Origin of the sequence: Flavobacterium resistens, assembly GCF_900182645.1 — a bacterium.
In the GTDB taxonomy this organism is placed as follows: Bacteria; Bacteroidota; Bacteroidia; order Flavobacteriales; family Flavobacteriaceae; genus Flavobacterium; species Flavobacterium resistens.
On the sequence record NZ_FXTA01000002.1, the window covers coordinates 632,807 to 658,728 of the forward strand.

Consider the following 25,922-nt stretch of genomic DNA (forward strand, 5'->3'; position numbering starts at 1 on the left):
TATGAGTGCGATTATAGTACAAGAATTATTAGATAAAACAAAAGATTTTTCGCTTGACGAAACCTTAGTTTTTTTAGCAGAAAAATTTCCAGGAAAAGTAATTTTTTCGACCTCTTTTGGTCAGGAAGATCAGGTAATTACAGATTTCATTGCAAAAAGTAATACTGATATTACCGTTTTTACTTTAGATACAGGGAGATTATTTCAGGAAACTTACGATGTTTTTCACAAAACATTAAAAAAATATAAAAGACCTATTGAAGTTTTTTTCCCAGAAGCGACTGCGGTAGAAAATCTTCTAAAAACAAAAGGTCCAAACAGCTTTTACGATTCAGTTGAAAACAGAAAAGAATGTTGTTTTATTCGAAAAGTTGTTCCGTTAAGAAAAGCTTTGGCAGGAAACTCAGTTTGGATTACGGGATTAAGAGCCGAACAATCAGAAAACAGACACGATTTAAATCTGTTTGAATATGATGGAAACTTCGAAATCATAAAATTTAATCCGTTACTAAAATGGACTTTAGAAGAAGTTGAAACGTATTTATCTGAAAATAATGTTCCGCAAAATGCATTGCACAAACAAGGTTTCGTAAGCATTGGATGCGCACCTTGTACAAGAGCAATCTTTCCAGGTGAAGATATCAGAGCCGGAAGATGGTGGTGGGAATCAAGCCATAAAGAGTGTGGTTTGCATAGTGCTAAGAAAGAGTAGAAGAGACAAGAAGCAAGAAGCAAGACTTCTGCTAGAGAATAGAATATAGAATAAAGAGTAGAGATTTTTAGATGAGGTGACAACTTGAAACCTAAAACTTGAAACTCACAAAATATCAAACAAAAAAACAATGAGTTCAGTATTAAAAACAAACGCTTTAGAGAGTGAAGCGATATACATTTTCAGAGAAGTAATTTCACAGTTTGACAAACCGGTTTTACTTTTCTCAGGAGGAAAAGATTCTATTACATTAGTGCGTTTAGCGCAAAAAGCATTTTTCCCTGCTAAGATTCCGTTTCCTCTATTGCACGTTGATACAGGACACAATTTCCCTGAGACAATCGCTTTCAGAGATAAATTGGTAGAAGAATTAGGTTTAGAGTTGATCGTTCGTAATGTTCAGGATGCTATTGATGAAGGAAAAGTAGTTGAAGAAACTGGAAAATACTCAAGCCGTAACAGCTTGCAGACTACAACACTTTTAGATGCAATTGAAGAATTTAAGTTTGATGCTTGTATTGGTGGAGCACGTCGTGATGAAGAAAAAGCAAGAGCTAAAGAACGTATTTTTTCTGTTCGTGATGATTTCGGACAATGGGACGAAAAAAATCAGAGACCTGAGTTGTTTGATATTTTGAATGGAAAGATTGAAAATGGACAAAACGTTCGTGTTTTCCCAATTTCAAACTGGACAGAATTAGATGTTTGGAGTTATATCGAAAAAGAACATATCGAAATTCCATCAATCTATTTTTCACATAAAAGAAAAGTTTTTTTGAGAGACGGTTTAATCTGGTCGCATTCTCCTTTTGTGTATCAGGAAGAAGACGAACAAATCGAAGAAAGAATTGTTCGCTTCAGAACCGTTGGAGATATGAGTTGTACCGCAGCAGTTGAGTCTTACGCAGCAACAATCGAAGAAGTTGTAGGCGAAATTAGAGAATCAACAATTTCTGAAAGAGGAGCCAGAATCGATGATAAACGTTCTGAAGCCGCAATGGAGAAAAGAAAACAACAAGGATATTTTTAATAATTATGAGTTATGAATTGTGAATTATGAATGCAATTCGGAACTGAATTTTAAAAGTGAAATCAAGAAAACAAAAACATACAGATTTAAATTTTAGACAAAGTTTTTCAACTTGAAACTTGAAACAAAAATTAAACCTGAAACAAAATATTACAGAATGGACGTTTTAAAAATAGCAACAGCAGGAAGTGTAGATGACGGAAAAAGTACTTTGATCGGAAGATTATTGTACGATACAAAATCATTGACGACTGATAAAATAGAAGCAATCGAAAAAAGCAGTAAACAAAAAGGATACGATTATCTTGATTTTTCTTTAGCAACAGATGGTTTAGTAGCAGAAAGAGAACAAGGAATCACGATTGACGTTGCGCATATTTATTTTTCGACTGCAAAGAAAAGTTACATTATTGCCGATACTCCGGGTCACGTTGAATATACAAGAAACATGGTTACAGGAGCTTCGACTTCTCAGGTTTCTATCATTTTGATCGATGCAAGAAAAGGAGTTATTGAGCAGACTTACCGTCACTTTTTTATCAATAATTTGTTGAGAGTAAAAGAGGTAATTGTTGCGATTAACAAAATGGATTTGGTTGATTATTCAGAAGAAGTTTTCAATAAAATCAAAGCCGATTTTCAGGCATTAAATGCAAAAAGTACTTTCAAAGAGCAGAATGTAAGTTATATTCCGTTAAGTGCGATCAACGGCGGAAACGTGGTTGACCAATCAGAAAACATGCCTTGGTACGATGGACAAACTGTATTGGAACATTTAGAAGGATTACATGCTTCTGATGTTTTTGAAGCAGGAAAAGCACGTTTTCCGGTTCAAACCGTAATTCGTCCAAAAACAGAAGAATATCACGATTTTAGAGGTTACGCTGGAAAATTATACGGAAACTCAATAAAAGTGGGAGATGCTGTAACAGTTCTTCCTTCTTTAACAGAATCAAAAGTATCTAAAATTCACTTTTTCGATAAAACATTTGATGAAGCCGTTGCAGGTTCTTCGATCACAATCGAATTAGAAAATGATATCAATGTAACGAGAGGTGATATGATTGTAAAATCGGATGAACTTCCAAAAATTGAAAAAGACATTACCACAACAGTTTGCTGGATGGACAGTAAAAAACTGGTTCCGGGAACTAAATATTTGGTACAACACAATACAAACCGAGTTTTAGCAAAAGTAGAAAGCATCAAAAATACAATTGCAACAGATTACTCTGGAACGACAGAAGCTTCACAATTAGCCATCAACGAAATTGGAGAAGTAACGATCAAATTAAGTAAGCCGTTATATTTTGATTCATACAACGAAAACAAATCAAACGGAGCTTTCATCTTAATTGATACAGCAACAAACACAACAGCAGGAGTAGGATTCATTAGGTAGTTTCACTGCTGTAAGCAATAAGCTATAGGCTGTAAGCTTTTAGCAAAAACGTATAAAAGGCATGCAAGAAAGCTTAAAGCTTATTGTCTAAAGCCGAAAGCAAGAAAAACACAAAGTTAAAAAGCTTATAGCCTAAAGCTTAAAGCCTAAAGCGAAAGAAAAATGGAAAGTTTTAGAACAGAAATAGAAAATCCGGTAGTTCAGAAGGAGATTATCGAATTAGAAAAAAAGATTCACTTATTCCGTGGAGGAAAAATTGATGATGAGCGTTTTCGTAGTCTTCGTTTAGCGCGTGGAATCTACGGTCAGCGCCAAGAAGGTGTTCAGATGATTCGTATCAAATTGCCTTATGGAAAAGTAACCAGCGAACAATTAGTGCGTATCACACAAGTCTCTGATGAATATTCTACAGGACGTTTGCATATTACAACGCGTCAGGATATTCAGATCCACTATGTGAGTTTAGACCGAACACCAGAACTTTGGGCAGATTTGGCTAAAGACGATATTACACTTCGTGAAGCTTGTGGAAACACCGTTAGAAATATTACAGGAAGCGAATTGGCTGGAGTTGACGTAAACGAACCATTTGATGTTTCGCCTTATGCACACGGACTTTTTCAATATTTGTTGAGAAACCCAATCTGTCAGGAAATGGGACGTAAATTCAAAATTTCGTTCTCTTCTTCAGACGAAGATACCGCTTTGAGTTATTTACACGATTTAGGATTTATTCCGAAAATTAAAGACGGACAAAAAGGTTTCAAAATCATGTTTGGAGGAGGTTTAGGATCTCAGCCAGCACATGCTGAATTACTTTCAGAATTCGTTCCAGTAAACGAAATCATTCCAACAGCAGAAGGAATCATTCGTATTTTCGACAGATACGGAGAACGTGCCAAAAGAATGAAAGCGCGTATGAAATTCTTAATCAAAGAAATGGGAAGAGATGTTTTCCTTGATTTGGTTGAACAAGAGAAAAAAGCTATCGCTTTTGAAACCTACGAAATTGACACAACCGCTTTTGATGGTCCAATTACAGAGCCAATATTAGAAGTTCCACAAGTTACAATCGAAGATACAAAAGCTTATGAAGCGTGGAAAAATTCGAATGTAATCAAGCAGAAACAAGACGGTTATTATGCTATCGGAATCAAAGTTTTATTAGGAGATTTTTATACTGATAAAGCGAGATTACTAGCCGCTTTAATTAAGAATTACGGAGCAAATGAATTACGTTTTTCATTGCGTCAAAATATTGTAATACGTCACATAAAAGAAGAGAATTTACCATTCTTTTATCAAGAATTAGCGAAGTTGGATTTTGTTCAACTAGGATATAATTCAGTTGGAGATATTACGGCATGTCCGGGTACTGATACTTGTAATTTGGGGATTGCAAGTAGTACCGGTATTGCAGAAGAATTAGAAAGAGTTTTAACGGCAGAATATCCTCAGTATTTAAACAATCGCGAAATCGAAATTAAAATTTCAGGTTGTATGAATGCCTGCGGACAGCATAATATGTCTGCCATTGGATTCCAGGGAATGTCTATCAACTCAGGAAAACTAGTTGCTCCGGCTTTGCAAGTATTATTAGGAGGAGGAAGATTAGGAAATGGAGCAGGACGTTTTGCTGATAAAGTAATTAAAGTACCGAGTCGTAGAGGTCCTGATGCATTGCGTACCATCTTAAATGATTTTGATACTAACGGAAGCGGACAAAAATTCCTTGATTATTATGATACAAAAGGAGAAAAATATTTCTACGAAATCTTAAAACCTTATGCAGATGTTACCAATTTAACAGAAGCAGATTTTGTGGATTGGGGTAATGCAGACAACTATGTAAAAGCAGTTGGAGTTGGAGAATGTGCTGGAGTTGTGATCGATTTAGTAGCGACTTTATTATTCGAAGCTAAAGAAAAATTAATCTTGGCTCAGGAATCTTTCGACGAGAAAAAATGGTCAGATGCAATCTATCACGCTTATGCTGGATTTGTAAATGGTGCAAAAGCATTGTTGTTGTCAGAAAATCAAAAAACAAATCACCACGCAGGAATTGTAGACTTGTTTGATACTGTTTTTGTTGAAAATAATAAAATCGAATTAAACTCAACTTTTAAAGACTTGGTTTACCAAATCAATAAAAACGAACCATCAGAAGCTTTCGCTAAAGATTACATTGCTCAGGCAGTCGTTTTCTTTGATAAAATCGAAACTTTCAGAGCTCAGGAATTAGAAAATGCTTAATATAAAACCCAAAATAACTTTAGTCGGTGCAGGTCCGGGCGATCCCGATTTACTTACGCTGAAAGCTGTAAAAGCATTGGCTGAAGCTAATGTGGTTTTATACGACGCTTTGGCCAATGAAGAAATTTTGGATTACGCACCAAAAAATGCCATCCGAATTTTTGTTGGAAAACGAATTGGAAATCATGCCTATACGCAGGATCAAATCAATCAATTGATTGTTGATAATGCTTTGACTTACGGAAATGTAGTAAGATTAAAAGGCGGAGATCCATTCATTTTTGGAAGAGGAGGAGAAGAAATTGATTTTGCAGAAAGTTTCGGAATAGAAACAATCGTAGTTCCAGGAATTTCATCTGTAGTTGCCGTTCCTGCAAGTCAGGGAATTTCGATTACAAAACGCGGCGTTTCAGAAAGCTTTTGGGTAATAACAGGAACAACATCGGATAGAAAATTATCGTCAGACGTAGCTTTAGCTGCACAATCTTCTGCAACAGTTGTGATTTTGATGGGAATGCACAAATTACCTCAAATCATCGATTTGTTTCAAAAAGAAGATAAAGGAAATTTACCTGTAGCAATCATCCAAAACGGAACAACAGCAGAAGAAAAAGTTGGAGTTGGAACTGTAGATTCGATTTTAAATATTGTAAAAGAAAAAGATTTAGGTTCACCAGCCATTATTGTTTTAGGCGAAGTTGTAAGAGAAAGCAATAAACTAAAAGGATTTTACGAAGAATTTCTATCAAAAGAAATCTCTCGATAAAGTTCCGAAGGAACGATTCATATTGTAGCGTCGGGTTTTAACCAGATGGACGTGCGGCAATGACGTTGGATTTTAACCCAATTTTGCCAAAGACAATAGAAAAATCATCTAATTTTGTTTAGATGAAATTAAATTAAAATGGAACAAAACGAATTATATCCCATATTCTTAAAACTTCACAATTTGAACGTTTTAATTGTGGGCGGAGGAAATGTAGGATTGGAGAAACTTTCTTTTTTGCTAAAGTCGAGTCCAAATGCAAATGTTGAGGTCGTAGCGCCAGATTTTCATTTAGAAATCAAAGTTTTAGCCGAAAATCATCCTTCAATTAAATTGACGGAAGCGAAGTTCAAAAAGAAAATGCTCAAAAAACGGCATATGGTAATTGCATGCACAGACGATTTGAAAGTGAACAAAAGAGTTTACGAATTGTCGAGAAAACGTTATTTGATTTGCAATATCGCCGATACGCCAGATTTATGTGATTATTATTTAGGCGGAATCGTAACGAAAGGGAATGTAAAAATCGCCATTTCAACCAACGGAAAATCACCGACAACAGCAAAGAGATTGCGTGAGTTTTTTGAAGAAGTAATTCCGGAGGATATCAATCAGATGGTTGAGAACCTAAACCAATACAGAAAAACCTTAAAAGGTAATTTTGAAGATAAAGTAAAGAAGATGAACGAAATAACAGCTTCTTTGAAAAATAAAGAGTAGCATATCAGAGAAATGAATAATGATAAAAATCATTGTTAGTAGAATAAATTATTCGTTTCTTTGTATTATTAAGAATGATTATAAACAACAACCATAATGATTAAAACAGATATACTTATAATTGGAGCAGGCCCAACAGGTTTATTTGCCGTTTTCGAGGCAGGATTATTAAAATTAAAATGTCACATTTTAGATGCTTTGCCTCAACCAGGAGGACAGCTTTCAGAATTATATCCTAAGAAACCTATTTATGATATTCCAGGTTTTCCAGAAGTTTTAGCCGGAGATTTAGTTGATGGTTTAATGGAGCAAATTAAACAGTTTGAGCCAGGATTTACTTTAGGAGAACGTGCTGAAACAGTTGAAAAGCAAGAAGATGGATCTTTCATCGTAACTTCAAATAAAGGAACTAAATTTCACGCACCTGTAATAGCAATCGCTGGAGGTTTAGGAAGTTTTGAGCCTCGTAAGCCACTTATCGAAGATATCGAGTTTTATGAAGATAAAGGAGTAAAATACTTCATCAAAAATCCTGAGAAATTCAGAGATAAAAGAGTTGTAATTGCAGGAGGAGGAGATTCAGCTTTAGACTGGAGTATTTTCTTGGCAAATGTAGCTTCAGAAGTAACTTTAATTCACAGAAGAAACGAATTTAGAGGCGCTTTAGATTCTGTAGAAAAAGTACAGGAATTAAAAACAGCTGGAAAAATTAAATTAATTACACCAGCAGAAGTTATCGGAATCAATGGTGCAGAGCACGTTGAATCATTAGATATCGAAGAAAACGGAGCGCACCGTAAAATCGAATGTGATTATTTCATTCCACTTTTCGGATTAACGCCAAAATTAGGCCCAATCGGCGACTGGGGATTAGAAATCGAGAAAAATGCCATCAAAGTAAACAATGCATTAGATTACCAAACGAATATTCCAGGAATCTTTGCTATTGGAGACGTAAACACATATCCAGGGAAATTAAAGTTAATCCTTTGCGGTTTCCACGAAGCAACTTTAATGTGCCAGGCTGCATACGGAATCATCAATCCAGGTAAAAAATACGTATTAAAATATACAACAGTTTCTGGTGTAGATGGTTTCGACGGAACTCGTAAAGAAGCACCAAAAGCGGTTGTGAAAGCGATTGTTTAATCTGAGGTGCTGAGGTTCTAAGGGACTAAGCTGCTAAGGTTTTTATATAGAAGCTCAAACTTTTAGTTTGGGCTTTTTTATTGAACCAAATTTTAAACTTAGTTCCTTCAAAAAAACCTTAGAACCTTAGCACCTAAGTACCTCAGAACCTTACAAAAAAAAACATTTGCAAATCGAAACCCTATTTCATACCTTTGCACTGTTCTTAAAATTATTGTCAGTTATCACGAAAGGCGGAGGGATAGACCCGATGAAACCTTAGCAACCCTTTATCATAAAGAAGGTGCTAAATTCTACTTTATACGACATTTTCCAGTATTAAAGATAGATAACACAAATACATACTCGTATTTCTCAAAACTTTTCCAGACAACATACAATATTTACTGAAACAGATTCTGTATCAGGAGCGAATCATTGGTGCATTTTTGCCGTCAATAGTTCCCGCTTTACGTTGCAATCATTTTATCCGCCGCGGCGGACAAAATGATTTCCACTTCAATCGGGGCTAATGAGTCAGCAATAGTACACTTTTGGAATTAATGTGAATAAAAAATATCGAAGGTTAAACTTCACAATCATAATAAAAAAAAACTTAGCATCTTAGCCCCGATGGCTATCGGATAGATCTTAGAAGCTAAAACAAAAGAACATGGCAATTACGATAAAAGAAGCAATAAAAAAAAATATCCTAATCCTAGATGGAGCAATGGGAACAATGTTGCAACGCTATAATTTCTCAGAAGAAGATTTCAGAGGAGAGCGTTTCAAAGATTTCCCACATCCGTTAAAAGGAAACAACGATTTACTATCCCTAACACAACCACAAGCAATCCGCGATGTACATGCCGCTTATTATGAAGCAGGCGCTGACATTGTAGAAACCAATACCTTCTCAGGAACGACAATCGGTATGGCCGATTATCACATGGAAGATTTGGTTTACGAGTTAAACTATGAATCGGCAAAAATCGCAAGACAAGTAGCCGATGAGTTTACCGCAAAAAATCCGGAAAAGCCTCGTTTCGTAGCCGGTTCAATCGGACCGACAAACCGTACAGCAAGTATGTCGCCAGATGTAAACGATCCGGGTTATAGAGCCGTAACGTTTGACGATTTACGAATTGCGTACAAACAACAAGCAGAAGCTTTAATGGATGGTGGCTGTGATTTGCTTTTAGTAGAAACGATCTTTGATACATTAAATGCAAAAGCAGCACTTTTTGCGATCGAAGAAGTAAAAGAAGAACGCAACATCGATATTCCAATCATGGTTTCAGGAACGATTACAGATGCATCGGGAAGAACACTTTCTGGACAGACTGTTGAAGCGTTTTTGATTTCAGTTTCGCATATTCCATTATTAAGTGTTGGATTCAATTGCGCCCTTGGTGCCGATTTGCTGAAACCGTATTTAAAAACATTAGCACATAACACAAGTTTTAATGTTTCGGCGCATCCAAATGCAGGATTGCCAAATGCTTTCGGACAATATGATGAAACGCCAGAACAAACTCAAGCCTTCATTAAAGAATATTTAGATGATAATTTGATTAATATCATTGGCGGATGTTGCGGAACAACTCCAGATCATATTAGATTAATGGCTGAGGTTGCGAAGGATTATAAGCCGAGGATTGCGCCGGTTATTGCGTAACTCATGATGAGTTTTTCAATAAAGAACAAGAAGATTTTGTTTCTTATTAGTTTGATGCTTGTTAGCTGTAATTACACAACTAATACAGTTTTTCAGAAAAGCATTAAATGTGAAGATTGTTTAGTTACAAAAGAAGAAACAGCAGTTGGAATAGCAGAACCAATTTTATTTGAATCATATGGTAAAGATCAAATAGAAGATCAAAGACCTTACAAAGTAACAATAGAAAATGATTCTATTTGGCATATTGAAGGGACTTTTAATAGTATTGGTTTTGGAGGTGTTTTTGATATTAAAATTTCTGCAAAAAACGGTAAAGTTCTTTACATGATGCATGGAAAGTAGAAAGGTGATTGAAAAGTAAAATAAAATAAATCGTCTTGTGAACCCGAGTTTGCGTGAGGGATAGAAGTGAAAAGCCCACAGCCTGACGAAGGAAGAGCGAGGACTTGTAACGGATAGCCCGGTTCGCCGCGGCGAAACACGCCCAAAATATTAAAAAGATTATAGGTTTAGAAACCTAAAAATATAGAATAAAAAACTTAGAACCTTAGTATCTCAGGATCTTAGTAACTTAGAAAGAAATGACAGAAAAAAGAAGAGACCTTGTATTATCAGGATTAGAACCATTAATTATTACGCCCGAAAGTGTTTTTGTAAACGTTGGGGAACGTACAAATGTAACAGGTTCTAGAAAATTCCTAAGATTAATCAAGGAAGAGAAATATGACGAGGCGCTTGATATTGCAAGACAACAAGTAGAAGGTGGAGCGCAGATCATCGATATTAATATGGATGAAGGAATGCTTGACGGTGTTACTGCAATGACTAAATTTTTGAATTTAATTGCTGCAGAACCAGATATTTCGAGAGTGCCGATTATGATCGACAGTTCGAAATGGGAAATCATTGAAGCTGGTCTAAAAGTAGTACAAGGAAAAAGCGTTGTAAACTCGATTTCGTTAAAAGAAGGCGAAGAAGCTTTTATTCACCACGCGCGATTAATCAAACGCTACGGAGCGGCAGCAATTATTATGGCATTTGACGAAGTTGGTCAGGCAGATAATTACGATCGTCGAGTGGAGATTTGTCAGCGTTCGTATGATATTTTGGTGAACAAAGTAGGATTCCCTCCGCAGGATATTATTTTCGATTTGAATATTTTCCCGGTTGCAACGGGAATGGAAGAGCATAGATTGAACGCTTTGGATTTCTTTAGAGGAACAAAATGGGTTCGTGAAAACCTGCCGCACGCGCATATTAGCGGTGGAGTGAGTAACGTTTCGTTTTCTTTTAGAGGAAATGATACGGTTCGTGAAGCGATGCACTCGGTGTTTTTATACCACGCGATTAAAAACGGAATGACGATGGGAATCGTAAATCCGGAGATGTTGACGATTTACGATGATATTCCGAAAGACTTATTAGAACACGTTGAAGACGTAATTTTAGATAGACGCGATGATGCGACAGAACGACTTTTAGATTTTGCAGAAAATGTAAAAGGCGAAGCAAAGAGCGATGAAAAAGTAGTTCAGGAATGGCGTTTTGGAACCGTTCAGGAACGAATTACACATTCATTAGTAAAAGGAATTGATGCTTTTATTGAAGAAGATGTTGAAGAAGCTCGTTTGGCAGCCACAAAACCAATCGAAGTTATCGAAATTAATTTGATGACGGGAATGAATGTCGTTGGAGATTTATTCGGAAGCGGAAAAATGTTCCTGCCTCAGGTGGTGAAATCGGCTCGTGTAATGAAAAAAGCGGTGGCATATTTATTACCATTTATCGAAGCAAGTAAACAAGCCGGAGATAAACAAGGAAACGGAAAAATCTTGATGGCAACCGTAAAAGGTGACGTTCACGATATTGGTAAAAACATCGTTTCGGTAGTTTTGGCTTGTAATAATTACGAGATTGTAGATCTTGGTGTGATGGTGCCTCCGGAAAAAATTATTTCGGCTGCTATTGAGCATAATGTAGACATTATCGGATTAAGTGGATTGATCACGCCTTCGCTTGACGAAATGGTGTATTTGGCTAAAGAATTAGACAAACAAGGAATTAAAATCCCGATTATGATTGGTGGGGCAACAACTTCGCGTGCGCATACAGCCGTGAAAATTGCACCTCAATACAGAGAAACTGTAATTCACGTAAACGATGCTTCAAGAGCCGTTACTGTTGCAGGAAACCTGTTAGATCATAACCGAAAAATATATGCGGCAGATATTCGTGCAGAATATGATTCTTTTAGAGAAACATTTTTAAATCGTTCAAGAGACAAGAATTTCTTAACGATTGAAGATGCCCGTAAAAACAAATTGCCATTGGATTGGTCGGAATACACACCGACTAAACCAAAAGTAATTGGAGCGCAAACCATCGAAATAGAACTAGATGTTTTGGTTCCGTATATTGACTGGACGCCATTTTTTCAGACTTGGGAATTGTACGGAAAATATCCGGCAATTTTAACGGATGAGGTTGTGGGCGAACAAGCAACTTCTGTTTTTAAAGATGCTCAAGCGATGCTGAAAGTGATTTTAGAAGAGAAAAAACTGAAAGCAAAAGGTATTTACGGAATTTTCCCTGCGAATCAGGTTGATGATGACGATATCGAATTGCGTGATGAAAACGGAAAAGTTTTAGAGAAATTCTTAACGCTTCGTCAGCAGTCGCAAAAAACAAAAGGTGCTCCAAACATCGCTTTAGCCGATTTTATTTTGCCAAAAGATAGCGGCGTGACTGATTATATGGGAGCTTTCTGCGTAACTACAGGTTTTGGTGTAGATGAATGGGCAGCAGAATATGAAAAGAATCTAGACGATTACAATTCGATTATGGTGAAAGCGCTTGCAGATCGTTTTGCTGAGGCTTTCGCCGAGTATCTTCACGAGAGAGTTCGTAAAGATTTTTGGGGTTATGATAGTGAAGAATCTTTAACCAACGAAGAATTGATTAAAGAAAATTATAAAGGAATCCGTCCGGCTCCGGGTTATCCTGCTTGTCCGGATCACTTGGAAAAACCAACAATCTGGAAGCTTTTAAATGTAGCCGAAGAAATTGGAGTGACTTTGACAGAAAGTATGGCGATGTGGCCAGCTTCTTCGGTTTCAGGATATTATTTCGGAAACCCAAAAAGCCGATATTTCGGACTCGGAAAAATAAAAGAAGATCAGGTAGTAGATTACGCCAAACGACGCAATGTTCCAACGGATTACGCCATGAAGTGGTTAAACCCTAATATCGCAGATTAACGAAAAGTTATTTTGGTTTCAGGTTTCAAGTTTCAAGTTACAGTAGAGAACTTGAAACATGGAACCTGAAACTTGAAACAAAAAACAAAAAATGAAAGTAACAGAACATATAGAAAACGCCAAAGGAAAAACATTATTCTCATTTGAAATTATTCCGCCCCAAAAGGGGAAAAGTATTCAGGAGTTATACGATAATATTGATCCGTTAATGGAGTTTAATCCACCGTTTATAGACGTAACGACTTCTCGTGAGGAGTATATTTATATTGACCGTGGTAACGGACTTTTGGACAAAAAACTGACTCGTATGCGTCCAGGAACGCTTGGAATTTGCGCTTCTATAAAACATAAATACAATGTAGATACCGTTCCGCATTTGCTTTGTGGTGGATTTACACAAGAAGAAACTGAATATATGTTGGTTGATTGTCAGTATTTAGGAATCAACAATGTAATGGCACTTCGCGGTGATGCAATGAAAGATGAACAATCTTTTGTACCGAAAGCAGGAGGAAATCATTACGCAGTTGATTTGGTTCGTCAAATCAAAGATTTGAATTGCGGAAAATATCTGCATGAAGTAATGGATATTGATAACAAAGCTGATTTTTGTATTGGTGTTGCGGGTTATCCTGAAAAACATTTGGAATCACCATCTTTACAATCAGATTTAAAAAGATTAAAAGAAAAAGTAGACGCGGGAGCTGATTACGTGGTAACGCAAATGTTTTTTGACAACTCAAAATATTTTGCCTTTGTAGAAAAAGCAAGAGAAATGGGTATCACAATTCCGATTATACCTGGAATTAAGCCAATTGCTGTTCAAAGACATTTACAAGTTTTACCACAGATTTTCAGAATCGATTTACCGGAAGATTTAATCGATGCCGTTGATAAATGCAAAAACAACGCTGAAATTAAACAAGTCGGAATCGAATGGGCGATTCAGCAGTCATTAGAATTAAAAGCGGCTGGAGTTCCATTTTTGCATTATTATTCAATGGGTAAATCGGAGAATATCCGCCAGATCGCGAGTCAGGTTTTTTAATCTGCATGCAGTTTGTCATTCCGAGGAACGAGGAATCTCCGCAAGTAGCTTCAACCAGTGAATTGCCAATCTTTGTCGAGTTTCTTGCGGAGATTCCTCGTTCCTCGGAATGACAAAAATGACATTGAAGCCGTTAGTGAGGTTGCTTCGTTCCTCGCAATGATAAACGAGGCTTGGAATTTGGATTTTTTTAATTTGGAATTTAACTTTAAAGATCATGAAACAAGAAGAACTACAAGCCATAGCCTCTCAATTAAAACATCCAACAGGGGAAAAAGGAATCGAAATGGCCAATATGATGAACGAGACGAACATCAATATGACCAAACATTCGATTCAGAATCTCAATATTTCCAAAGAAAATAAAATTCTGGAATTGGGCCACGGAAATGCCGGACACCTTGAATTTTTGATGGAACAAGCCGAAAACCTAAAATATTACGGACTAGAAATGTCGGAATTAATGTTTCAGGAAGCGCGCCAGATTAACCGAAATTTTGTCTCTCAAAAACAAGCTTTCTTTTCACTTTATGACGGAAATAAAATTCCGTTTGAAGATGAATCTTTCGATAAAATATTTACTGTAAATACAATTTATTTTTGGCAGAAGCCTGAAGAATTACTTTCAGAAATTTATAGGGTTTTAAATCCAAATGGGAATTTCTGTGTAACTTTTGCTCAGGAAGATTTCATGAAACAACTTCCGTTTACTCAATTTGAATTTGAGCTTTACAACACTGAAAAAGCACAAAAATTAATTGAAAAAACAGCTTTTAAAATTGTTTACATTGAAAGTCAGACAGAACAAGTAAAAAGCAAAACAGGCGAATTTGCCGACAGGGTTTTTACGACGATTGTTTTGGAAAAATAACAAATCAATTTCCGCAATCTTTTTTTGAGTACTTTCATTCTTTATTACTAATCTTTCTGAATTATAATCCTAGCAATTATGGAAGTTAAAAAAATCAATTTTTTACAGAATTATAGCAGCATACTTTTGCTTTTGGGCGGAATTATAGTAGGAAGCATTTTCGGATTAGTATTTGGAGAAGATGTTTTGATCATAAAACCGCTTGGCGATATATTTCTGAATTTACTTTTTACAGCGATTATTCCACTTATATTTTTTACAATCGGTTCTTCGATTGCCAATTTGGAAAGGACAGAAAAATTAGGAAAACTATTCGTTGTAATGATTTTGGTTTTTCTCACCACAATTCTTATTTCAGCAATTGTAATGATTTTTGCTGTTTATCTTTTTCCCATTCATCAAGATATAGCGATTACTAAAATTCCGTTTGAAAAGATTGAATCAGGATCAGTTGGAGATCAAATTGCAAAATTGCTCACAGCAAATGATTTTTTTGAATTGCTTTCGCGAAAAAGTATGCTGGCCCTTATTGTTTTTTCTTTTTTAATTGGCTTTGCAACATTGCAATCAGGTGAAAAAGGAAATGCATTTAAGAGTTTTCTAGATTCAGGAAACGAGGTTATGAAACAGCTTTTGAACATTATAATGAAATTCGCTCCAATTGGTTTGGGAGCATATTTTGCTTATCAGGTTGGTATTTTCGGACCGCAATTGTTTGGCGTTTATGCAAAACCAATGGCCGTTTATTATGCAGCTTGCATCTTTTATTTCTTTTTATTTTTTAGTTTGTATGCGCTTGTGGCTGGAGGAAAAAGAGCTTTTAAAGTTTTTTGGAGTAACAATATCACGCCTTCGTTAACCGCAATAGGAACATGCAGCAGTATTGCCACGATTCCTGCAAATCTTGATGCAGCGCAAAAAATGGGAATTCCGGCACATGTTCGTAATTTGGTGATTCCGCTTGGAGCGCCTTTGCATAAAGATGGTTCAAGTATGTCATCCATCTTAAAAATAACCTTTTTGTTTGCCATGTTTGGGAAGGATTTTACAGAGCCGTCAACTATTCTTTTGGCTTTAGGAATTACTGTAATCGTTTCTATTGTTGAAGGAGGAATTCCAAACGGAGGTTATATTGGAGAAGTTTTAGCGATTACGGTTTACGGTTTCCCGATGGAGCAAGCTTTGCCAGTTGCCATGATTTTAGGAACTTTGGTCGATCCAATCGCTACTTTATTAAATGCCAATGGAGATGTAATATGCTCGATGTTGGTTTCCAGATTCTCGGAAAAAACAAAATGGTAGCTTTTAGCTAAGTTTTACATTTTCACATTAAATATTAATTAACCTGTTTTCTACTGAAAAATCAGTATGAGAATCAACATTGTATAATATGAATTCAATACTACAACATGATCTGAAAAATTTCGAAGTTATCTTAGAAAAAGCAAAACAGCAAGGAATAAATTTTTTGAATAATCTTGATAATATTCCAACTTCAACTAGAATTAAGGTGGATATAAATCGTCATTTAAACGAATTAGGTTTGGGTTCTGAAGGAGCTTTAACCGAATTTAATGAAAGATTAGCGCCATTAATGGTTTCGTCTCCAGGACCGCGATATTTAGGGTTTGTAACCGGCGGATCAACACCAGCTTCAATAGTCGGCGACTGGCTTACATCAGTTTACGATCAAAACACACAATCGGTAACTTCGCAAGGTGGAAATTCTGCTTTAATAGAATTTGAAACCATTAGTTTATTGCTTCAATTATTAGAACTTCCGGATACTTTTTTAGGCGGATTTGTAACCGGCGCAACCATGTCGAATTTTACTTCTTTGGGAGTTGCCAGACAATGGTTTGGGAAACAGCTCGGGAAAGATTTCGCCAAAGATGGAATTTCGGCAACAATTAATATTTTAACAGCTACGCCACATTCTTCTTCCGTTAAATGTTTGGCGATGCTCGGAATTGGAAGTCAAAATTATACAACTGTCAAAACTATCGAAGGAAATAGAGAAGCAATTGATATTTCTGATTTAGAGAAAAACATTCAGAATTTAAACGGAAAACCTTTTGTCTTAATTTCAAGTGCAGGAACTGTAAACACAGCTGATTTTGATGATTTTAAAGCGATTTCTGAACTAAGAAAAAAATACAACTTCTGGTGGCATATCGACGCCGCCTTTGGTGGATTTGCAGCCGTTTCGGAAAAGTTTAAACATTTGGTTGAAGGCTGGGAAGATGCAGACAGTATTACAATTGATTGTCATAAATGGTTGAATGTTCCGTATGAAAGTGCTTTTTATTTGATTAAAAAAGAACATGTTAATTTGCAGATCGAAACTTTCCAGAATTCAAATGCGCCTTATTTAGGAAATCCCTTGGAGAATTTTAATTATTTGAACGTCTTGCCCGAAAATTCTAGACGTTTAAGAGCTTTGCCGGTTTGGTTTTCTTTGGTGGCTTATGGTAAAGAAGGTTATCAGGATATAGTGGAAAATAGTGTATCGCTGGCCTTGCATTTTGCGAATGAACTTATCGCAGAAGGAAATTTTGAATTGATGGCACCAATTCGCCTCAACAATGTCTGCTTCACTTTAAAAGGTAATCATAATCAGGAAAAAGTAAATGAGTTTTTGACGATCCTAAATGATAAAGGAAAAGTCTTTATGACACCAACAGTTTACGAAGGCCGAAAAGGAATCAGGGCTTCTTTTGTGAATTGGCGTACAACAGAAGAAGATATTAAAATCATTATAGAAGAAATGAAAATTTCAATTCTTGATTTAGAAATATAATAGTCTCAATAAAATAAAAAAGAGCCTGTTAACTACAAGCAGGCTCTTTACTAACACAAAAAAAAACAAAAAAACAAGAATCGAAAGGTTGATTAAATCATGAAATTATTATAATTCCGTGTGCAAATATAATACTATTTATATCAAGTCTAAATAAAAATAGTTAAAAATAAGCAATAAAATTTTAATCGGCTGAAAACGAGTTGACAAGCTGTGCTTAAAAAATAAAAAGGTTAGAAAAGCTTTTTTCGGACTTATTTAAAAAAGAAAAGCCAATTTATTCTGTGAAAAGAATAAATTGGCTTTATATGTTTTTATGAAAAATATTATTTGGTGATTTCTCTGAAAACAGCTTCCAGATTTTTATTCTTCTGATTTAGTTGAAGTGTTTTCAAGCCATTTTCATTAGCAAAATCAAATATTGCAGGGCGCATATCTTTTTCGGTTACAAAAGTCAGTTCCCATGTCATGTCATGCGTGTTCACGTATGAACTGATGTTTTCTAGTTTCGCCAAAAGTTGCTGTTCAACTTGATAATCAAACTCAACTTCAATAACTTGCTCTTTATCTGTAGCAACTAAATGGTCTAATTTATTGTCGGCAACAATTTGTCCTTTGTCAATAATTATGACACGATCGCAAATTGCTTCGACTTCCTGCATAATGTGTGTTGATAAAAAAACGGTTTTATCTTTCCCTACATTTTTGATTACATTTCGAATTTCCATTAACTGATTCGGGTCCAGTCCGGTAGTTGGTTCGTCCAAAATTAAAACGTCTGGATTATGCAGTAAAGCATTCGCAAGGCCCACACGCTGGCGGTATCCTTTTGACAATTGGCTTATCTTTTTATGGCTTTCCGGTGTCAGTCCTGTCAGTTGAATAACTTCTTCGATTCTTGATTTAGGAACATTATAAACATCGGCATTAAAAGCCAAATATTCACGAACATACAAATCTAAATACAACGGATTATGTTCGGGCAAATACCCGATCGATCGCTGTACCTCTTTAGTGTTTGTCATGACATCGTGGCTATTTACAAGGGCTGAACCGCTATCGGCAAGTAAATACGTAGTCAAAATTTTCATTAAAGTAGATTTTCCAGCTCCGTTTGGACCAAGAAATCCTACGATTTCTCCTTTTTCAATTTTAAAAGAAATTTCATTTAAAGCTTTTTGCTCTCCGTAACTTTTTGATATGCTGTTTACTTCTATCGACATGGACTTTTTATTTACTGCAAAAGTAACGAGAAATAGTTTCGATTACTACATTTTGTCTTTTAAAAATAATGATAAAAAATAGGAGAGCCCTTTATTCGCGGCATCGTTATTGTTAAAGGATTGCTAAATTAAAATATACCCAAATCATGAAAAAAATTTTAGTGATAGCTGCCCTAGCTATCTGCAGTTTTGCAAACGCTCAAAAAGGAACAATCTTAGTAGGTGGAAACATTGGCTACACTTCTGAAAAATCAGAATTCCAATTTAGTGAAGCAAAAGCAAGCACATTTAGCTTTTCTCCAAAAGTAGGTTACCAATTTAATGATAACTGGACAGTAGGTGGAGAGTTTACAGTTAGTTCAGCTACTACAGACAATGGAAACATTGAAGAAAAAGACAACAGATTCAGATTAGGAGGATTTGTACGTTATTCAGTGCCATTGAGCCAAACGTTTTCTGTTTTTGCTGATATGGGAGCAGGTTTCCAAAACTTAAAAAATAAAACGTACGGTCCTGGAAATGCTTTTTCAAAAGACAAAGCTGATGGTGTGTATGTAGGTATTACTCCAGCTCTTTTTATTAACATGAAAAAAGGTTTTGGTTTGAACTTCAGCATTGGTGGTTTAGGATACGAAACTTTAAGTTATGACAATAATGGTCCTGATTACAGTAAGTTTTACTTCAACTTTGGTCAAACTTTTAATATTGGAGTTTCGAAAAACTTCTAATCTTAATTTTTATTCAATTTCAGAAAGCATCCGCCATAGCGGATGCTTTTTTTTATTGTATTTGTTTTGGGCATTATTTTTTATTCTTAACGATTTGGTAATAAAAAGTTTACTTTTTGCATGGGGTTTTTAAAAGCTGCGGCATTGTTCTTGTTAAACAATAGCTTAAATTTAAATCTCAAACCATTATGAAAAAAATGTTACTTATTGCAATGTTAACTGTTTTTGGCGCCATGCATGCCCAAAAAGGATCTGTTTTAGTTATGGGAAGTATTGAATATAATTCTCAAAATGCATCAGCCACGAATTCAGAAACTAAATCTAATTCTTTTGTTTTTTGGCCAAAAGTTGGATATCAATTTCATGAAAACTGGACAGCAGGTATTGAAGGAGGAATTGGAACTTCAAAAAATGAATCCAGATATGCTGAAAGTTCTGAAAACAAATCAAATGTTTTTTCAGTAGGAGGTTTTTTGCGTTATTCTAAACCTTTAAATGAAACTTTTTCTGCCTATGTGGATTTAGGATCTGGATATCAGAATCAAAAAAATACAAGTATCAACGGGCCAATTTCGACGGTTAATAAAGGTAACGGATTTTATGTTGGTCTTACTCCAGCAATTTTTATCAATGTTCATAAAGGTTTTGGTTTGAACTTTAATATTGGAGGTTTAGGATATAATACTTTTAATAATGAAGATGATAACTACAACGATTCTAAGAACTTTAATTTTTCTTTCGGTAAAGCATTTTCGGTTGGTATTTCAAAGAATTTTTGATTTTGAAATCATATAATTTTTATTCTAAAAAGCATCCAATGAGGATGCTTTTTTTGTTTTTATTATAAGCAAAGAAGTTTTTAATGTATTGTAATTGAATTCTTTTTGTTTAGAATGTAACAAAATAGTTCCTTGGCATCTTTCTCGTTAAATAGATTACAAAATTTAACAAATATCACTAATGAAAAAAATTCTAGTTATTGTTGCACTGGCGATGTTCAGTTTTGCAAATGCCCAAAAAGGGTCGGTTTTGGTAATGGGAAGTGTTGGTTATAATTCTCAAAAAAGATCAAATATTCCTGCGGAGAATAAGTATTACAATTTTAGTTTTTCGCCAAAGATTGGATATCAATTTCATGAAAATTGGATTGCTGGTATTGAATCATCAGTTAATTCAACCGAAGACAAGATTGTTTCGACTTATTCAAGCAAGATAAATTCTTTCAGAATAGGTGGTTTTTTGCGATACACAAAAACTTTAAATCAGACTTTTTCGGCTTATGCAGATTTTGGCGCGGGTTATCAAAATACTAAATCAGTTTATAGCAATAATCCACTTCCGACAAATACAATTAATAAAGGAAATGGGTTTTATGTAGGTGTTACGCCAGCAATTTTTATTAATGTTCATAAAGGTTTTGGTTTGAATTTCAACATTGGAGGAATTGATTACGGCGTTATAGATTATGATGGAGGAAGTGGTGCAACTACTGCGAAAAGCTTTAACGTTACGTTTGGTCAATCTGTTTCGATTGGAATTTCAAAGAATTTTTAATCTCGAAATTATATATAAAAAAAAAGCATCCGCCCACACGGATGCTTTTTTGTTGGATCGAGATCTTTTGAAATTAAAAATTTCTCGTTTAGCCCCGATAGAAGCGGTATCCTTTTCCTTGTCTCGTTTTTATAAACGAGACAAGGAAAAGATATAGCGGATAGCGGGACTATACTTGTTTTGAAAACAAGAATTTCTGCTTCTAAATTTTAGAACCTAAGGCTGATTAAGTAAAAAAAATGTCAACAGAAGTGAAGCCGAAACGAATCATAACTAATTTCCGACTCCACTTGCTGACATAAAAAAAAACAAAAATTATATTTTAAATAAAAAGTATTAACTCACGGGATTTTGTATAGTAGTTCTCATTTCCTGAGCCGCTGCTACCATTTCGATTAAAGCTTTTTTAGTTTCGTCCCAATGGCGTGTTTTTAAACCGCAATCTGGATTTACCCACAATTGATCTACCGGAATTACAGCAGAAGCTTTCTCTAGTAATTTCACCATTTCCTGGCTTGAAGGAACGCGAGGCGAGTGAATGTCGTAAACTCCAGGGCCAATTTCGTTTGGATATTTAAAGTCGGCGAAAACATCTAGAAGTTCCATTTGCGAGCGTGAACATTCGATTGTGATGACATCAGCATCCATGTCAGCAATGCTTTGAATGATGTCGTTGAATTCGCTATAACACATGTGCGTGTGAATTTGCGTATCATCATTTACGCCGCTTGCTGAAATTCTGAACGCTTTTACAGCCCAGTATAAATATTTCGCCCATTCTTCTTTTCTCAAAGGCAAACCTTCGCGAATTGCAGGTTCATCGATCTGAATGATTTTGATTCCGGCTTTTTCTAAGTCAACTACTTCATCACGAATAGCCAAAGCGATTTGCGTACAAGTTTCAGAACGCGGTTGATCGTTACGTACAAATGACCATTGCAAAATGGTTACAGGCCCAGTCAACATTCCTTTTACCCATTTTGGAGTTAAAGATTGTGCGAATTCAGACCATTTTACAGTCATTGGATTTGGACGAGAAACGTCTCCGTAAATAACGGGCGGTTTTACACAACGGCTTCCATAACTCTGAACCCAGCCATTTTTGGTAAATGTAAATCCTGCTAATTGTTCTCCAAAATATTCTACCATGTCATTGCGTTCAAATTCTCCGTGAACTAAAACGTCGATTCCGGTTTCTTCCTGAAAACGGATTGTTGCTTCGGTTTCTTTTTCGATTAAATCGTTGTACTGCTGAGTTGTTAGCTCACCTTTTTTGAATTTTGCTCTCCAGCTTCTCACTTCAGCTGTTTGAGGGAAAGATCCAATTGTTGTTGTTGGAAATAAAGGCAGATTTAAAGCTTCAATTTGGGTTTTTCTTCTCGCAGCAAAAACACTTTTACGTTTGTCATCTGAAGCTGTAATTCCTGCAACTCGAGCTTTTACTTCGCTATTATGGATTAATTTTGATGTTTTACGGTTTTCATTTGCAATAACATTTCTTTCGTAATCAATCGAGTCTTTAACGTCGATTTCATTAGAAGCAGACAATTGTTTTAAGATTATTATCTCGTTGATTTTTTGTTTTGCAAAAGCCAACCATTGTTTGATTTCCGGCGTAAGTGTTTCGTCATTTGTTTCTAAATCTAAATCGCACGGACTGTGAATTAAGGAACAAGATGGTGCAATCAAAATTCGGTTTTCGCCTAAAGCATCAACCGCTTTTTTGATGATTTTTAAAGATTTTTTGAAATCATTTTTCCAGATATTTCTTCCATCAACAACTCCAAGAGAAAGATTGACGTTTGAAGCCAGTTTTCCAGATTCTAAAATATCATCTAACTGCAAATGACAACGAACCAAGTCTAAATGGAAAGTGTTAACTGGCAAAGCCAAAGCTGTTTCAAGATTTTCTCCAAAACAATCAAAATAGTTGGCTAAAACAATTTTAAGTTTAGGAAAACGTTTATTGATTTCATTGTATACTTTTGTGAAAGCGCTTCTTTCTTTATCGGTTAAATTAAGTGCTAAAAACGGCTCGTCTAATTGAATGTATTCGGCATTTTTAGCTTGTAGTTTTTCCAGAATTTCAAAATAAACCGGAAGTAGCGCATCAAGAAGATCAATTCTATGAAAGCCTTCTTCTTTTTCTTTCCCTAATAATAAATAAGAAACAGGGCCAATTAAAACCGGTTTCGTTTTAATTCCGATTGCATTTGCTTCTTTGAATTCATCAATTATTTTTTCAGAAAACAATTCAAACTTTTGGTTCTTCGTAAATTCAGGAACAATATAATGGTAATTCGTATCAAACCATTTTGTCATTTCCATAGCTACAACATCCTGATCTTCTTTTTGAGATCCTCTTGCCATTGCAAAATACAAATCCAAAGAAGAATTGTTTTTTGCTAATTCATGATAACGTACAGGAATCGCTCCAACAGTCAAAGTTAGATCCAGAACCTGATCGTAAAAAGAGAAATCATTAGATGGAATTAAGTCAACTTTTGCAGCTGCTTGCAAATGCCAGTTTTTGCTGCGAATTTCTTTTCCGACTGTGATAAGCTCTTCTGCAGAAATTTTTCCTGCCCAATACAATTCAGATGCTTTTTTAAGTTCTCTGTTGCTTCCAATTCTTGGATAACCTAAGTTGTTTGTCTTCATTTTCGGCTCAGTGTTTTTTACTGAACAAATTTATGTTATTGGTTTTTATAACTTATATTTGGGTTCTATTTCAGTAAAATGTGTTTTTAAATGTGTTATTTAAAGATTTAATTACTGTAAAAATCTTTTAAACGAACCTTTAGCAGTAAAAAAAACTATGGAAAATCTAGATAAAACCGATTTATTGATACTGAAACACCTTCAGGAAAACTCAAATATCAACACAAAAGATCTCGCAAGTAAATTATTTCTGACTGTTACACCAGTTTATGAGCGAATTAAAAGATTAGAAAGAGATGGTTTTATAACCAAATATGTAGCGTTGCTGGATAGAAAAAAGATGAATCGTGGTATGACAGTTTTTTGCAACGTCCGATTAAAAGAACATGCAAAAAATGTTGGAAGTAATTTTGTGAAAGATATTGTGGCACTTCCTGAAATTATAGAATGCTACAATATTGCCGGTGATTATGATTTTATGCTGAAGATTTTAGTACAGGATATGGCTAGTTATCAGGATTTTGTTATGAATAAATTATCAACGATCGAAAACATAGGAAATACGAATAGCATATTTGTTATGGGAGAAATTAAGCATAGTACGGCATTAGAGTTTTAAAGAGAAAGAAAATCTTAAAATAAAATGTATTTTTGAAGTGAATCTAAAATCTAAAATCAGAAATCAACAATTAAAATGAACTGGGAACAACTTTTATCATTAAAACGTCAAGGCGATACAAGCAAAAGATTACGAGTAGAACAAGATGATACACGTTTAGGTTTTGAGGTTGATTATGACCGAATTATTTTTTCGTCTGCATTTAGAAGTTTACAGGATAAAACCCAGGTTATTCCACTTTCAAAAACAGATTTTGTGCATACCAGATTGACACACAGTTTGGAAGTTTCGGTTGTTGGAAGGTCATTAGGACGTTTGGTTGGAAAGAAAATTCTCGAGAAATATCCTTATTTAAAAGAAATTCACGGTTATCAGATGAATGATTTTGGTGCGATTGTGGCTGCAGCTTCTTTGGCACATGATATTGGGAATCCGCCTTTTGGACATTCAGGTGAAAAAGCAATCGGAGAATATTTTTCAAGCGGAAAAGGATTGAAATACAAAGATAAATTAACAGCAAAGCAATGGCAGGATTTAATTGATTTTGAAGGAAATGCAAATGGATTTTCTGTTTTAACTGCAAGTCGTCCGGGAATTGAAGGTGGACTTCGAATTTCATACGCAACTTTAGGTGCTTTTATGAAATATCCAAAAGAAAGTCTTCCCAAAAAGCCAACAAACAATATTTCGGATAAAAAATATGGTTTTTTCCAATCGGATAAATTATTTTTTGAAGAAGTGGCTCAGGATATGGGCTTGATTGCCAATAAAGAAGATGGCGATATTGGTTTTGAAAGACATCCTTTAGCTTATTTAGTAGAAGCTGCTGATGATATTTGTTACACCATTATTGATTTTGAAGACGGAATCAATTTAGGTCTGGTTTCTGAAGATTACGCTTTAGAATATCTGATCAAACTGGTAAAAGATAATATTGGTGTTGCTAAATATAAATTATTAGAGACTAAAGAAGACCGAATCAGTTATTTGCGAGCTCTTGCAATTGGCGCCTTAATCAATGACGCTGTTGATGTTTTTATTGAAAATGAAGAAGCAATTTTGGCTGGAAATTTCCCTTTTGCTTTAACTGATAAAAGCAAATACAAAGCACAGATGAATGATATCATCAAATTAAGTGTTGACAAAATTTATCAAAGTCGCGAAGTTATTGAGAAAGAAATTGTAGGCTATCAAATCATCCAGACTTTATTAGATAAATTTATTACGGCATTCAACAATAAATATGAAGGAACAGCATCAAATTACGATAAGCTGATTCTTAAAATGCTTCCTGAAAAACATCATTTAGAAAAAGGTAACTTATACGAACGTCTGCTTCATATTTGTCATTATGTTTCCCTTTTAACAGATGGAAATGCACTTGAATTATATGAAATGATCAGCGGTCGAAAAAAGAGATAATATTCCTTTTGTTATAAAATAAACAGCCGATAAAACATTTGTTTTAT

21 protein-coding genes and 1 riboswitch are annotated in these 25,922 nt (G+C 35.1%); of the genes, 19 read left to right on the forward strand and 2 right to left on the reverse strand.

All coding sequences use genetic code 11. From position 1 onward, the window contains the following. Window position 1: 1 nt before the first annotated feature. From FN795_RS08835 to FN795_RS08900, 14 genes are all read left to right on the forward strand, one after another. Window positions 2–712, forward strand: coding sequence for a phosphoadenylyl-sulfate reductase (locus FN795_RS08835; protein ID WP_142450278.1), 711 nt, complete (start codon window positions 2–4; stop codon window positions 710–712). 130 nt (window positions 713–842) lie between these two features. After that, window positions 843–1,742: a sulfate adenylyltransferase subunit CysD gene (gene cysD / locus FN795_RS08840; protein ID WP_035645595.1), complete on the forward strand. Its 900-nt coding sequence runs from the start codon at window positions 843–845 to the stop codon at window positions 1,740–1,742. A 157-nt stretch (window positions 1,743–1,899) separates the two neighbouring features. After that, entirely contained in the window at window positions 1,900–3,144 is a 1,245-nt protein-coding gene (locus FN795_RS08845; RefSeq protein WP_129053185.1) for a sulfate adenylyltransferase subunit 1, read from the forward strand. 162 nt (window positions 3,145–3,306) lie between these two features. Then, entirely contained in the window at window positions 3,307–5,397 is a 2,091-nt protein-coding gene (locus FN795_RS08850) for a HEPN domain-containing protein (protein WP_142450279.1), read from the forward strand. Next, window positions 5,390–6,163, forward strand: coding sequence for a uroporphyrinogen-III C-methyltransferase (gene cobA, locus FN795_RS08855; protein WP_142450280.1), 774 nt, complete (start codon window positions 5,390–5,392; stop codon window positions 6,161–6,163). Before FN795_RS08850 ends, cobA begins: the two co-directional genes overlap by 8 nt. Before the next feature lie 138 nt (window positions 6,164–6,301). Then, window positions 6,302–6,883, forward strand: a complete 582-nt coding sequence (locus FN795_RS08860; protein WP_142450281.1) for a precorrin-2 dehydrogenase/sirohydrochlorin ferrochelatase family protein — start codon at window positions 6,302–6,304, stop codon at window positions 6,881–6,883. Between the two features lie 96 nt (window positions 6,884–6,979). Further along, window positions 6,980–8,032: an NAD(P)/FAD-dependent oxidoreductase gene (locus FN795_RS08865; protein WP_142450282.1), complete on the forward strand. Its 1,053-nt coding sequence runs from the start codon at window positions 6,980–6,982 to the stop codon at window positions 8,030–8,032. Window positions 8,033–8,250: 218 nt separating this feature from the next. Continuing rightward, window positions 8,251–8,367: riboswitch (SAM riboswitch) on the forward strand. A 317-nt stretch (window positions 8,368–8,684) separates the two neighbouring features. Continuing rightward, window positions 8,685–9,689, forward strand: coding sequence for a homocysteine S-methyltransferase family protein (locus FN795_RS08870; protein ID WP_142450283.1), 1,005 nt, complete (start codon window positions 8,685–8,687; stop codon window positions 9,687–9,689). A 36-nt stretch (window positions 9,690–9,725) separates the two neighbouring features. After that, a complete protein-coding gene (locus tag FN795_RS08875; protein ID WP_167498068.1) occupies window positions 9,726–10,034 on the forward strand; it encodes a YbbC/YhhH family protein in 309 nt (102 codons plus the stop codon). A gap of 239 nt (window positions 10,035–10,273) precedes the next feature. Continuing rightward, window positions 10,274–12,949: a methionine synthase gene (gene metH / locus FN795_RS08880; RefSeq protein ID WP_142450285.1), complete on the forward strand. Its 2,676-nt coding sequence runs from the start codon at window positions 10,274–10,276 to the stop codon at window positions 12,947–12,949. 91 nt (window positions 12,950–13,040) lie between these two features. Further along, window positions 13,041–13,997: a methylenetetrahydrofolate reductase [NAD(P)H] gene (gene metF, locus FN795_RS08885; RefSeq protein WP_142450286.1), complete on the forward strand. Its 957-nt coding sequence runs from the start codon at window positions 13,041–13,043 to the stop codon at window positions 13,995–13,997. Between the two features lie 217 nt (window positions 13,998–14,214). Next, complete coding sequence (locus FN795_RS08890; RefSeq protein ID WP_142450287.1) at window positions 14,215–14,868, forward strand: class I SAM-dependent methyltransferase; 654 nt, start codon at window positions 14,215–14,217, stop codon at window positions 14,866–14,868. Window positions 14,869–14,946: 78 nt separating this feature from the next. Next, entirely contained in the window at window positions 14,947–16,170 is a 1,224-nt protein-coding gene (locus FN795_RS08895) for a dicarboxylate/amino acid:cation symporter (RefSeq protein WP_035645564.1), read from the forward strand. Window positions 16,171–16,258: 88 nt separating this feature from the next. Next, window positions 16,259–17,668 (forward strand): pyridoxal phosphate-dependent decarboxylase family protein, encoded by a 1,410-nt coding sequence (locus FN795_RS08900; protein ID WP_142450288.1) that lies wholly within the window; start codon window positions 16,259–16,261, stop codon window positions 17,666–17,668. A gap of 326 nt (window positions 17,669–17,994) precedes the next feature. Here the strand turns inward: FN795_RS08900 and gldA are convergent, their stop codons facing one another. Beyond that, window positions 17,995–18,891 carry a gliding motility-associated ABC transporter ATP-binding subunit GldA gene (gene gldA, locus FN795_RS08905; RefSeq protein WP_142450289.1) on the reverse strand — a complete coding sequence of 299 codons (897 nt, stop codon included), beginning with the start codon at window positions 18,889–18,891 and terminating at the stop codon, window positions 17,995–17,997. Window positions 18,892–19,037: 146 nt separating this feature from the next. Here gldA and FN795_RS08910 point away from each other — a divergent pair, with 146 nt between their 5' ends. The 3 genes from FN795_RS08910 to FN795_RS08920 all read left to right on the forward strand — a co-directional run bounded on the left by FN795_RS08910 (window position 19,038) and on the right by FN795_RS08920 (window position 21,173). Continuing rightward, window positions 19,038–19,619 (forward strand): outer membrane beta-barrel protein, encoded by a 582-nt coding sequence (locus FN795_RS08910; protein ID WP_142450290.1) that lies wholly within the window; start codon window positions 19,038–19,040, stop codon window positions 19,617–19,619. Between the two features lie 188 nt (window positions 19,620–19,807). Further along, window positions 19,808–20,398, forward strand: a complete 591-nt coding sequence (locus FN795_RS08915) for an outer membrane beta-barrel protein (protein WP_167498069.1) — start codon at window positions 19,808–19,810, stop codon at window positions 20,396–20,398. A gap of 181 nt (window positions 20,399–20,579) precedes the next feature. Next, window positions 20,580–21,173 (forward strand): outer membrane beta-barrel protein, encoded by a 594-nt coding sequence (locus FN795_RS08920; RefSeq protein ID WP_142450291.1) that lies wholly within the window; start codon window positions 20,580–20,582, stop codon window positions 21,171–21,173. Window positions 21,174–21,509: 336 nt separating this feature from the next. On the opposite strand, the gene metE is transcribed toward FN795_RS08920, so the two are convergent. Next, window positions 21,510–23,834 carry a 5-methyltetrahydropteroyltriglutamate--homocysteine S-methyltransferase gene (gene metE / locus FN795_RS08925; protein ID WP_142450292.1) on the reverse strand — a complete coding sequence of 775 codons (2,325 nt, stop codon included), beginning with the start codon at window positions 23,832–23,834 and terminating at the stop codon, window positions 21,510–21,512. Between the two features lie 157 nt (window positions 23,835–23,991). Here metE and FN795_RS08930 point away from each other — a divergent pair, with 157 nt between their 5' ends. After that, window positions 23,992–24,453 (forward strand): Lrp/AsnC family transcriptional regulator, encoded by a 462-nt coding sequence (locus tag FN795_RS08930; RefSeq protein WP_029271860.1) that lies wholly within the window; start codon window positions 23,992–23,994, stop codon window positions 24,451–24,453. A 75-nt stretch (window positions 24,454–24,528) separates the two neighbouring features. Further along, window positions 24,529–25,875 carry a deoxyguanosinetriphosphate triphosphohydrolase gene (locus FN795_RS08935; protein ID WP_035645548.1) on the forward strand — a complete coding sequence of 449 codons (1,347 nt, stop codon included), beginning with the start codon at window positions 24,529–24,531 and terminating at the stop codon, window positions 25,873–25,875. The last annotated feature ends 47 nt before the right edge of the window (window positions 25,876–25,922 follow it).

What these genes read in the sequence shown, in the direction of transcription:
- FN795_RS08835 (WP_142450278.1), top strand. Translation starts at nt 2, where the DNA reads ATGAGTGCGATTATAGTACAAGAATTATTAGATAAAACAAAAGATTTT.
- cysD (WP_035645595.1), top strand. Translation starts at nt 843, where the DNA reads ATGAGTTCAGTATTAAAAACAAACGCTTTAGAGAGTGAAGCGATATAC.
- FN795_RS08845 (WP_129053185.1), top strand. Translation starts at nt 1,900, where the DNA reads ATGGACGTTTTAAAAATAGCAACAGCAGGAAGTGTAGATGACGGAAAA.
- FN795_RS08850 (WP_142450279.1), top strand. Translation starts at nt 3,307, where the DNA reads ATGGAAAGTTTTAGAACAGAAATAGAAAATCCGGTAGTTCAGAAGGAG.
- cobA (WP_142450280.1), top strand. Translation starts at nt 5,390, where the DNA reads ATGCTTAATATAAAACCCAAAATAACTTTAGTCGGTGCAGGTCCGGGC.
- FN795_RS08860 (WP_142450281.1), top strand. Translation starts at nt 6,302, where the DNA reads ATGGAACAAAACGAATTATATCCCATATTCTTAAAACTTCACAATTTG.
- FN795_RS08865 (WP_142450282.1), top strand. Translation starts at nt 6,980, where the DNA reads ATGATTAAAACAGATATACTTATAATTGGAGCAGGCCCAACAGGTTTA.
- FN795_RS08870 (WP_142450283.1), top strand. Translation starts at nt 8,685, where the DNA reads ATGGCAATTACGATAAAAGAAGCAATAAAAAAAAATATCCTAATCCTA.
- metH (WP_142450285.1), top strand. Translation starts at nt 10,274, where the DNA reads ATGACAGAAAAAAGAAGAGACCTTGTATTATCAGGATTAGAACCATTA.
- metF (WP_142450286.1), top strand. Translation starts at nt 13,041, where the DNA reads ATGAAAGTAACAGAACATATAGAAAACGCCAAAGGAAAAACATTATTC.
- FN795_RS08890 (WP_142450287.1), top strand. Translation starts at nt 14,215, where the DNA reads ATGAAACAAGAAGAACTACAAGCCATAGCCTCTCAATTAAAACATCCA.
- FN795_RS08895 (WP_035645564.1), top strand. Translation starts at nt 14,947, where the DNA reads ATGGAAGTTAAAAAAATCAATTTTTTACAGAATTATAGCAGCATACTT.
- FN795_RS08900 (WP_142450288.1), top strand. Translation starts at nt 16,259, where the DNA reads ATGAATTCAATACTACAACATGATCTGAAAAATTTCGAAGTTATCTTA.
- gldA (WP_142450289.1), bottom strand. Translation starts at nt 18,891, where the DNA reads ATGTCGATAGAAGTAAACAGCATATCAAAAAGTTACGGAGAGCAAAAA.
- FN795_RS08910 (WP_142450290.1), top strand. Translation starts at nt 19,038, where the DNA reads ATGAAAAAAATTTTAGTGATAGCTGCCCTAGCTATCTGCAGTTTTGCA.
- FN795_RS08915 (WP_167498069.1), top strand. Translation starts at nt 19,808, where the DNA reads ATGAAAAAAATGTTACTTATTGCAATGTTAACTGTTTTTGGCGCCATG.
- FN795_RS08920 (WP_142450291.1), top strand. Translation starts at nt 20,580, where the DNA reads ATGAAAAAAATTCTAGTTATTGTTGCACTGGCGATGTTCAGTTTTGCA.
- metE (WP_142450292.1), bottom strand. Translation starts at nt 23,834, where the DNA reads ATGAAGACAAACAACTTAGGTTATCCAAGAATTGGAAGCAACAGAGAA.
- FN795_RS08930 (WP_029271860.1), top strand. Translation starts at nt 23,992, where the DNA reads ATGGAAAATCTAGATAAAACCGATTTATTGATACTGAAACACCTTCAG.
- FN795_RS08935 (WP_035645548.1), top strand. Translation starts at nt 24,529, where the DNA reads ATGAACTGGGAACAACTTTTATCATTAAAACGTCAAGGCGATACAAGC.